Raw genomic sequence first — 9,086 nt, forward strand, 5'->3', positions numbered from 1 at the left:
CTGAATTATGCCACAGGCTGTGGCACAAATGAGGATGGCGATATGAAAGAAAAAACAAAAGTATATATTTATACGAGAGTATCTACTGCCGTTCAGGTAGACGGTTACTCCTTGGATGCTCAGAAATCAAGAATGAAAGCCTATGCTGAGTTCAACGATTTTGAAATCGTCGGTGAATATGAGGATGCCGGTAAATCGGGAAAGTCCATTGAGGGCAGATTGGAATTTAACCGCATGATGGAGGATATCAAGTCCGGTAAAGATGGCGTGTCCTATGTGCTGGTGTTCAAGTTATCACGTTTTGGCAGAAATGCGGCAGATGTGCTGTCTACCTTACAGGTGATGCAAGATTTCGATGTCAATCTGATTTGTGTGGAGGATGGCATTGATTCTTCCAAAGATGCCGGTAAGCTGATGATTTCCGTGCTTTCTGCGGTTGCCGAGATTGAGCGTGAGAATATCCGTGTTCAGACGATGGAAGGCAGAATCCAGAAAGCTCGTGAGGGTAAATGGAACGGTGGTTTTGCTCCCTACGGATACAAATTGGAAAAAGGTATGCTGTATATCAACGAGGAAGAAGCCGAGGCAATCCGCATTATCTTTGACCAGTATGTGCATACCGATATAGGAGCTAACGGACTTGCGAAATACCTTGCCAATCACGGTATCAACAAAATTCAGCGGCAGAATGGAAAAAATCCTCTGTTTGATGCAGCCCTGATTCGCAGAATTTTGAAAAATCCCGTTTACTGTGGTAAAATTGCTTACGGCAGGAGAAGAACAGAAAAGGTACATGGAACTCGCAATGATTACCGACTTGTGGAGCAGGAAAATTATCTGTTAGTTGACGGTCTGCATGAAGCCATTGTATCAGAAGGACTCTGGCATGAAGCCCAAGTAAAACTTCTTGCTCAGGCGAAGAAGTATGAAAAGGTCAACAACGGTAAAGACAACAAGGTACACCTGCTGACCGGATTACTTAAATGTCCTATTTGCGGAGCCGGAATGTACGGCAACAAAAGCATCAAGCACAAGCCGGACGGCACGAAATATAAGGATTTCTTCTATTATGGCTGCAAACACCGCACTATGACCCGTGGTCATAAGTGTGAATACAAGAAGCAAATCAATGAGGAATTGCTGGACGGTGCTGTTGCAGAGGTTATTATCAAACTGGTCAGCAATCCGAAGTTTGCGGCGATGATGCAGCAAAAAATCAATATGAAGATAGATACATCCGCCATTGAACAGGAGATTGCCAATTATGAAAAACAGCTTCGTCAGAGCTATGCTACGAAGTCCCGTTTGATTGATGAGATTGATACCCTTGACCCAGATGATAAGCACTACATCAAGCGTAAAGCAGACCTTGATGATCGCCTTTATAAAATGTATGATAAGATAGAGGATACGGAGAATCTGTTGATTGAAGCCAGAGCAAAGAAAATGGCAATAGAAGCAGAAAAACTCACTGCTGACAATATCTACAAAGTGCTGATTTATTTTGAAAAGCTGTACGCTGTCATGGACGAGCAGGAGAAGCGACAGATTATGGAATCGCTGATTTCTGAAATCCATATCTATGAGGAACGACAGCCAAACGGTCAGTGGCTCAAATCCATCAAATTCAAGCTTCCGATTATTGAGGAAGATATGGAAATGAGTTTGGACAGTGATACACATGTCGAGACGGCTTGCTTGCTGTCAAGAAAACCGCAGTAAATCAAAGAGTTTCGCGATTTCAGATAGATATGAGAATGTGTTTTTGTTTGGTTGGATCGATATTTGTTTGGTATTACTGAAAGGGGATGAACATTTTAGCAAAAGGTTAGAAGTTTATTGAAGATTAAAGTAGAGAGACGCTAACATGGATATATATTGTCGGAGAAAGGAACAAATACGTTGATTCAGATAGAGTTAATAGACTATGATTCTTTAACAAGTATCGGAATGAAAGTAACTCAATATGTTAATAGTAATTTAAAAGATATAATTTGATTTTTCAATTAAATGATAAAGAACGTAAGGAAGTGGCAGCACTTGCAAGAAAAAATAGGAAATGCGAGTAGTGTTAGAAACTGTAGGTAAAATAGATAGTCAAACTCTTGCCTAGGCGAGATAAAAGAGAATTTTTGATAGTGAGTATAATAGTAAAGTTGCACTGCTTGTGAATCCATTGTCCTGTTGCAGCGTGTGGAAACAGTCAAATGGAAGCACCTTATGAATATCATTTTTTTTAATATAGAGGACTTTAGGAGGTAAGAGGAGACTTGGAAAAATCAAATATTTTAATGTATACGACGGAAGATGGAGTCACAAAGGTTGAAGTTACTTTTGATGATGAGACTGTATGGTTATCATTAGATCAAATAGCAGAGTTATTCCAAAGGAATAAGTCTACGATATCCCGGCACATTAAAAATATTTTTTCAGAAGGTGAACTAAGCCGGGATTCAGTTGTTGCAAATTTTGCAACAACTGGAGCCGACGGAAAAAGATATCATGTGGATTTTTATAATCTCGATGTTATTATTTCCGTTGGTTATCGAGTTAAATCTTTGCGTGGCACTCAATTCAGAATTTGGGCTACAAATGTTTTAAAAGAATATATGAAAAAGGGCTTTGCTCTTGATGATGACCGCCTGAAGAACCTTGGCGGTGGAAATTATTTTGATGAATTGTTGGCACGTATCCGCGATATTCGTTCTTCAGAAAAAGTATTTTGGAGAAAGGTTTTGGAAATTTACGCAACCAGTATTGACTATAATCCCAAGGCGGAAAGCTCTGTTTTGTTTTTTAAACAGGTTCAGAATAAGATGCATTGGGCCGCGCATAAGCATACAGCGGCCGAGGTGATTTACCAGAGAGCAGATGCAGATAAGGATAATATGGGATTGACTTCATGGAGCGGAAACAGCATAAAACGGTCTGATGTAGAAGTGGCGAAAAATTATCTGGATGAAAAAGAGCTGGATGCGCTCAATAAAATTGTTGCGGCTTATTTGGATATTGCCGAGGTACATGCTTTGAATCAGGAACCTATGTATATGAAAGATTGGTTGGAGACGATAGATGATTATCTAAAGATGACCAGACGGGATATCTTAAATACAAAGGGAAAAGTAACACATCAGCAGGCATTGGAGAAGGCACATTCTGAGTATGAGAAATATAAAAAAAATCAGGAATATGTATTGTCCCCTGTGGAATGTCATTTTTTGGAGAGTATAGAGGAATTGGATAAATTGGATGGAACAAGTAAGTAACGGAATGTTGAAATATGGTTTCCTCCAAAGGGAAGTTATACCTTTTCGACATCATTATCACCCACTCGACACATACGGAAAGTATTGTCCTGTTGCAAAAGAGTGTTAAATGATGATTAGGTGAGATTGGATAGTTGTCGTGTGGTGAGGCGTGAAGGCTTTTGGCTTTCGCGCCTTTTCCTTATGGATGAGACGAGGTGGGGTGTTGTGAAAAAGATATATTATATACCTGTGAAAAAAGAGAATACGGAACCGCTGCGTGTGGCGGCATATTGCCGCGTCAGCACTAAGAAAGAGACGCAGTTAGCCAGTTTGGCTCATCAAATTATGGCTTATACAGAACAGATATCAGATCATCCAGGTTGGGTATTTTCAGAGGTGTTCTGGGATTGTGGAAGAAGTGGATTAAGGAAAAAGGGCCGTGACGGATTGAAACATATGTTAGAAAGTGCAACAGAGGGGAAATTCGATTACATAATCACTAAATCAGCAAAACGAGTATCCAGGAATACGGTAGAGCTATTGCAGATTATGAGATATTTGAAAGAAAGGGGGATTCAAATGTATTTTGAAATTGAAAATGTGAATTCGTTTGATCCGGATGCAGAAGCGGCAATAACCTTATCAGGAGCAATGGGACAAGAAGAAAGCAGAAACTTGAGTGAGAATATTCAGTGGGGTATTAAAAGAAAATCTGAAGAAGGATTATTTAGCAGCTATAAACATTTTATGGGGTATCGGTGTGTGGAAGGGGAATTGGTAATTGTTCCTGAACAGGCTAAAGTAGTACGATTAATTTTTGAGTTATATTTGAGGGGATACACATTTTCACAGATTAAAAAGTATTTGGAAGATAATGGTATAAAAACGGTTACAGGTAAAGAGGTATGGAGTGCAAATGTAATACAACAAATGCTAAAGAATGAGAAATATAAGGGAGACATGATGCTTCAGAAAACATTTACAGAGGATTATCTAAATGGTATACGAAAGAAAAATGTAGGACAGCGTACCAGATATTATGTAAAAGGAAGTCATCCGGCCATTATTTCTTCGGAAATATTTGATAAAGTGCAGGCAGAAATGCTTAATAGAGCCAGACTGCTCAGAACAGCTGACGGCAATCAGATTAGCAGTGGTAACCGATATAGCAGCAAATATTTGCTTAGTAATTTATTGGTATGTGGGGATTGTGGGGGAGGATTCAGGCGTAGAACGGAGCGTGGGAAGATTGTATGGAGATGCGGGACAAGGATGGAAAAAGGAAAGACGGAGTGTAAAAATTCACCTACCTTGAACGATCAATATGTAAGAGATATGCTGGGAAAAGTTGTGTGTAATGGGGAATATGATGAAAATGTCGTAAAGGTTAGAGTGAAGAGAATAGATGTTTATGATAAGCAGTTGATAATTTGCTATGCTGAAAAAGAGAGATATCAGATGTGTGAATTATAATAGATAGTTGAGAATGTTATTTTGCATAGGGATAAATAAACGGAAATGCAGAAATCTTTTAGATGGTAATAGCGAGGGGAGTATGATACTATTTTGTATAGGAGATTTGGCTGATATAGGTTGATTAATTTTAGCGTTTTTACCAATATTGTGTTTGCCGAATAGATGTCCCTGAAATATTGTGCTAACCTAGTGTGCCATTTAGCTAGAAACCATAGTATCAGCACTGTTATTATAGTTTCTGACTGTATGAGTACTAAACGATGGTGGATTTAATTAGGGAAAAGGTAAACAAGGGAGATCTGCTTTAGATATTTACAAGGCATGAAATATAGGTATTATGTTTAAGACATGATTTTATGAATAAGTAGTATTTATAATAATTTGAGAAGAAATTTATCTAATTTCGGTAATTGAGATGATGTTCAAGAGAAGGGTGATTATAGATGGAGTACATTAATGGGTATCGAGAAGAGCAAAGTTTGCTGACAAAAGACGGAAAGGAAATACAGGTTCGTTGCCTTGAGGTATCGGAGAATGATGCAGTGCTTGATGAGTGGGCAGCTCATTTTCGGGAACAGTATCGTTACCTAGATGCTCTGGATATGGAAAGAGAAGGAACGGGGATAAGCAGGGAAGAATTCTTAAGAGATTATGTTTTCCCGGGACAAGCAAAGCCGGGACCCGCAACTCGTGTAGGAGATTTTTGTGAGATTCTTGTGGCAGATTATATCGAATATATTCAGAGTTATTATGTACCCAGAATCCGATACCGTAGTAAATTTAATCGGAACACATCACCACAAGGCAGTGATGTGTTAGGGTTTAAATTAGGGACAACACCATCGCCAAGAGATGAAGCGATTATATTTGAAGTGAAAGGCACGTCTGATCCAAAAGGAAAGAAAAAGGGTATGAAAGGTTGCAGGAGGCTATTGATCATTCCAATAAAGATGTGGCTAGATATGCTGAATCTTTAAATGCAGCTAACGAAGGTTCACCAGGCCAAAAGAGTGCAGCTATTTTGGCATTTATTTTGAATAGCGGTGAGAATCCATTAATTATTGATCAGCCGGAAGACGATTTAGACAATAGTTTGATTTATTCGCTTGTTGTAAAATCTATAAGAAAAATGAAGAGTAAGCGACAAATCATTATTGTTACACATAATCCTAATATTCCTGTGTTGGGCGATGCGGAGGGCATTGTTGTTTTGAAACGTAATAATCAGGGAAAAGTCACTTTTAGAAAGGATAAAAAAACTGGCTGCATTGAAGAAAAAATTATTAGAGAAGGAATTTGTGAAATTATGGAAGGGGGAGAAGATGCTTTCCGTAAACGAGAGCAGAAATACCAATATAAGTAAATAGAGTAATAAAAATATGAACCACAACACATGGTTTAAATCATTCGTGTTAATGATTATTGGTGATGTACTGCAAACGATTATTATGATTACTGTTCTTTTGGGTATGGAGGAAAAGAATTGGAAAAATCAAGTATTTTTGATCGAAATAAATGAGTTGAAAGATATATAAACTAATAAAAAATACGTAAATATGTGGTGGTAAAATAATGAATTTAGAGAAATCAGTTGAATTGGCTATAAGGAATGTTATGAAAGAGGGGCTTACTGATATATTTGCTCGTCCATTTGAGGTGGATCTTTTATCAAAAAGTGAATTGTTTAAAAAACGAATCTATGATGAAACGATTAGATCCATTCGTTCGGGCTCGGTTTCAGGACTGGGAATCAATGCTATAGATTACATGCTTATGCCTAAAAATATTGCTTTTGGTTTTCGAAAATGTGCATTAATACAACCACATGATACTATTAAGTATTTAGCGCTTGTTCTTACACTTGCAGAAACAATAGAAAAGGCACGGGTTCCTATATCACAAAAAAGAGTGTATTCATATAGATTTCATCCTAACAATGGATATTTGTGGAATAAAAATTACACCATCACTGCTTTTAGGAATCGAGTAAGTGAAAAAGCAAAGCAAAAGAAAGCTAATCTAATAGTTTCATGTGATATAGCAAATTACTATGAACGATTAAATTTACATCGACTACAGAATACATTACTATCAATTAATTGTAATCGTAATATTGTAAATTTGATTAATGAATTGTTACTATTTTGGTCAAATCGTGATTCTTATGGTTTACCTGTAGGATCTAACGCTAGTAGAATATTGTCAGAGGCTAATTTAATTGGGGTTGACAACTATCTTCTTTCAATGGGGGTAGACTTTATTAGATATGTGGATGACTATAGATTTTTTGCGCCCAATGCAAGTGTGGCACACTATTGGCTTACAGTTCTGATTGATCGCTTGGGACAGGAAGGCCTGTCAATTAATATGAGCAAGACAAAAATAGAACCTAATGATAGGTATATGCATGCCACGGAAGTTCATACCAAAACAAAAAAAGAGAAGGACGAAAAAAATCCATTTATAATAAAGGCAGGATATGGTGGAACGGTACCAACAAATTTTAGAAAACCTTCAAATAGTGAGAAAGAAAGATTAGAAGTGTTAAATATAGAGGGCCTTTTGGAAAGCGCAAAGATAAATTGTTTAGTCGAGTCTTCAGAATTTATTGAGATTATAAAAGCTTGTATTGTACAACGAAAATATAGTATGTTAGTAGAAATATTAGCTATAATCGATAAATATTTACAGTTAACACCTTACTATATAGATACATTAATCAAACATCAAGAGTTTTTTACACTTGAGGATGTTGAAAAAATAAATATATATTTTACAAAGCAAATAAAAGAAAGTAGGTTTATTCCCGAATATTTAATGGTTTCGTATATTAGACTTTTTGGGAGTGATTGCTTTTCAAACAAAAAGTTTTTAATCGAGCAATATAGAAACTTACGTAGGGATTCAGGCGCATATGTAGGAAGAGTGTTACTAGATGCATTATATGGTCTGGCTAACCGAGAAGATATGCTTGAAATACGTAAAAGTTTTTCAAGGTCAAATTTGTGGGAAAAACGTCAAATAATTAGGTTAATTGACAGTACATTTGATGAGGAAGAGAAAAGACCTTGGCTTAAGAATATACGTCAAATAGAGCCTAACGAATTATTTCTTTTGGAAACTGCAGAGCCAACGAAACTGACCAAAAAGAAAAAAAGAAGGAAAAAAATATCATCGAGGAGAATTGAAGAAGAAATATAACTTGGAAAGGCATAGCAAAGGCGAGGTGGTGAACTGAGTGAATAGTCAAGGTGATATTAATAGGAAATCAAATATTATTATCTACACAACAGAAGATGGTTTGGCAAAGATAGATACAACTTTTGATGGAGATACGGTATGGCTGTCAATTGATCAGATGGCGGAGTTGTTTCAAAGAGATAGAAGCGTAATAGGCAAGCATGTGAGGAATGTTTTTAAAGAAGGAGAATTATCTAAAGAATCAGTATGGGCAAAATTTGCCTATACTGCTGCTGACGGAAAAGTTTATGATGTAGATTATTATAATCTTGACGTGATTATTTCGGTCGGTTATCGTGTGAAGTCAAAGCGCGGCACACAATTTAGAATATGGGCAACAGGCATTTTAAAGGAATATATGAGAAAAGGTTTTGCGCTGGACGATGAGCGGCTGAAGAATTTGGGTGGTGGAGGCTACTTTAAAGAATTACTCGAACGTATTAGAGATATACGTGCTTCTGAGAAGGTATTTTACAGGCAAGTCTTAGAAATTTATGCTACAAGTATTGATTATGATCCGAAAGCTGAAATATCCATTCAGTTCTTTAAAAAGGTTCAGAATAAGATTCACTATGCGATTCATGGACAAACTGCAGCAGAAGTTATTTATACCAGAGCGGATGCTGAAAAAGAGTTTATGGGACTTATGACATTTGCAGGAAACCAGCCAACATTAAAGGAGGCTGTCATTGCCAAAAACTATCTGAATGAAAAAGAACTTCGGGCGATGGGACAACTTGTTTCAGGGTATCTTGATTTTGCGGAACGCCAGGCAGAGCGGGAACAGGTAATGACTATGAGCGATTGGGCAGCGCATTTGGATCGTATACTTACAATGAGTGGCGAACAGTTACTTCAAGGAAACGGAAGTGTTACTCATAAACAAGCAGTTGATAAAGCAACGAGTGAATACAGAAAATATAAAACCAGAACCCTCAGTGATGTGGAGAAGGATTATTTGGATTCGATAAAAATATTGGAACATAAAACGGATAAGAGTTGAAAAGGTGATATTATTCACGAGTTAATAAATTAGCGAGTGTGTGAAGAAAAGTCTGTAAAAGCTAATCTTCTATGATAATAACTGGGCTGAAAGTTCTTTCTTGGACCTTCAGTCCTTGT

Annotated in this window: 7 protein-coding genes; all 7 read left to right on the forward strand. The window is 37.2% G+C overall.

Going from position 1 to position 9,086, the window contains the following annotated elements; all coding sequences use genetic code 11:
• Nucleotides 1-42: 42 nt before the first annotated feature.
• The 7 genes from FGS84_RS27080 to rhuM all read left to right on the forward strand — a co-directional run bounded on the left by FGS84_RS27080 (nt 43) and on the right by rhuM (nt 8,967).
• Nucleotides 43-1,722: a recombinase family protein gene (locus FGS84_RS27080; RefSeq protein WP_138311312.1), complete on the forward strand. Its 1,680-nt coding sequence runs from the start codon at nt 43-45 to the stop codon at nt 1,720-1,722.
• Nucleotides 1,723-2,270: 548 nt separating this feature from the next.
• Nucleotides 2,271-3,266: a virulence RhuM family protein gene (locus tag FGS84_RS27085; protein ID WP_347563897.1), complete on the forward strand. Its 996-nt coding sequence runs from the start codon at nt 2,271-2,273 to the stop codon at nt 3,264-3,266.
• 183 nt (nt 3,267-3,449) lie between these two features.
• The gene (locus FGS84_RS27090; protein WP_207740018.1) at nt 3,450-4,721 is read left to right on the forward strand and encodes a recombinase family protein; all 1,272 of its coding nucleotides are present in this window, start codon (nt 3,450-3,452) and stop codon (nt 4,719-4,721) included.
• Between the two features lie 446 nt (nt 4,722-5,167).
• Entirely contained in the window at nt 5,168-5,701 is a 534-nt protein-coding gene (locus FGS84_RS27095; protein ID WP_171042719.1) for a hypothetical protein, read from the forward strand.
• Nucleotides 5,677-6,087: a hypothetical protein gene (locus FGS84_RS31085; protein ID WP_240305627.1), complete on the forward strand. Its 411-nt coding sequence runs from the start codon at nt 5,677-5,679 to the stop codon at nt 6,085-6,087. The genes FGS84_RS27095 and FGS84_RS31085 overlap by 25 nt, the downstream gene beginning before the upstream one ends.
• Before the next feature lie 209 nt (nt 6,088-6,296).
• On the forward strand, nt 6,297-7,925 hold the full coding sequence (locus FGS84_RS27100; RefSeq protein ID WP_138311314.1) for an RNA-directed DNA polymerase: 1,629 nt from the start codon (nt 6,297-6,299) through the stop codon (nt 7,923-7,925).
• A gap of 37 nt (nt 7,926-7,962) precedes the next feature.
• Nucleotides 7,963-8,967, forward strand: coding sequence for a virulence RhuM family protein (rhuM, locus tag FGS84_RS27105; protein WP_138311315.1), 1,005 nt, complete (start codon nt 7,963-7,965; stop codon nt 8,965-8,967).
• Nucleotides 8,968-9,086: the final 119 nt, after the last annotated feature.

Source organism: Clostridium sp. 1001271st1 H5 (genome assembly GCF_005845215.1).
Classification (GTDB): domain Bacteria; phylum Bacillota; class Clostridia; order Lachnospirales; family Lachnospiraceae; genus Enterocloster.

Bases quoted from the DNA above. Each gene is read 5' to 3' on its own strand.
- FGS84_RS27080 (WP_138311312.1), top strand. From the start codon at position 43: ATGAAAGAAAAAACAAAAGTATATATTTATACGAGAGTATCTACTGCC.
- FGS84_RS27090 (WP_207740018.1), top strand. From the start codon at position 3,450: ATGGATGAGACGAGGTGGGGTGTTGTGAAAAAGATATATTATATACCT.
- FGS84_RS27095 (WP_171042719.1), top strand. From the start codon at position 5,168: ATGGAGTACATTAATGGGTATCGAGAAGAGCAAAGTTTGCTGACAAAA.
- FGS84_RS27100 (WP_138311314.1), top strand. From the start codon at position 6,297: ATGAATTTAGAGAAATCAGTTGAATTGGCTATAAGGAATGTTATGAAA.